The following is a 611-nucleotide window of genomic DNA, read 5'->3' as shown; positions in this document are numbered from 1 at the left end:
ATATAAGCTGTCACGACGGAATTTTTTGTCGGTGTTGGATTGTCTTCTTTTTTGACGAGATATGAGATGTGTTGATCTTGATGCATCACGTCACCTAATTTAACGTGTGTTTGATTGGCTGCTTGATTATGGTGCCCACATCCCGCTAATAAGAAAGCGAGACTGATCATACTAATGATACTTTTTTTCATTGTGAATACTCCTTTGTGTTTTGGATATAAAGAAGCGATAGCTCTTCATATTGAAGACCTATCGCTCAGTTAACTGATTAAGCTTGGTGAGAAGCACGGCGAGCGATGAATCCAATACCCGCTATCAGTGCGATGATGCCAATCATTGTTGTTATGCCAGTATGAGATTGACCTGTCTCTGGTAACGTTTGATCTGTTGTATCATGTTGTGTTTGTTCAGTATGTTGTGTTGCTGCTTGTGTTGTGCTTTGATCGTGTGATGATGTGTCTTCATAATGACCGAAGGTTTTGAAATCTTGACCACTGCTGTCGGTACTGTGTTTAACTGTACCATCTTTATAAAGACGTGTGATGCCTGCACCGCCGACGCCTGATTTGTTATTGGTTGTCACTTCGTAATAATCACCATGGTCTTTCGGT

General features: G+C 40.9%; 2 protein-coding genes. Both read right to left on the bottom strand.

Annotated elements, in window-relative coordinates; all coding sequences use genetic code 11:
- On the bottom strand, positions 1-191 hold a 191-nt coding region (locus AB840_RS15590; protein ID WP_048515717.1), incomplete at its 3' end, for a hypothetical protein.
- A gap of 77 nt (positions 192-268) precedes the next feature.
- Positions 269-611, bottom strand: a 343-nt coding sequence (locus tag AB840_RS15585; RefSeq protein ID WP_048515716.1) for an LPXTG cell wall anchor domain-containing protein, incomplete at its 5' end; no start/stop codon positions are given.

This window comes from Megasphaera cerevisiae DSM 20462 (assembly GCF_001045675.1).
Lineage (GTDB): Bacteria > Bacillota > Negativicutes > Veillonellales > Megasphaeraceae > Megasphaera > Megasphaera cerevisiae.
This window is presented reverse-complemented; position numbering and strand designations above follow the sequence as displayed.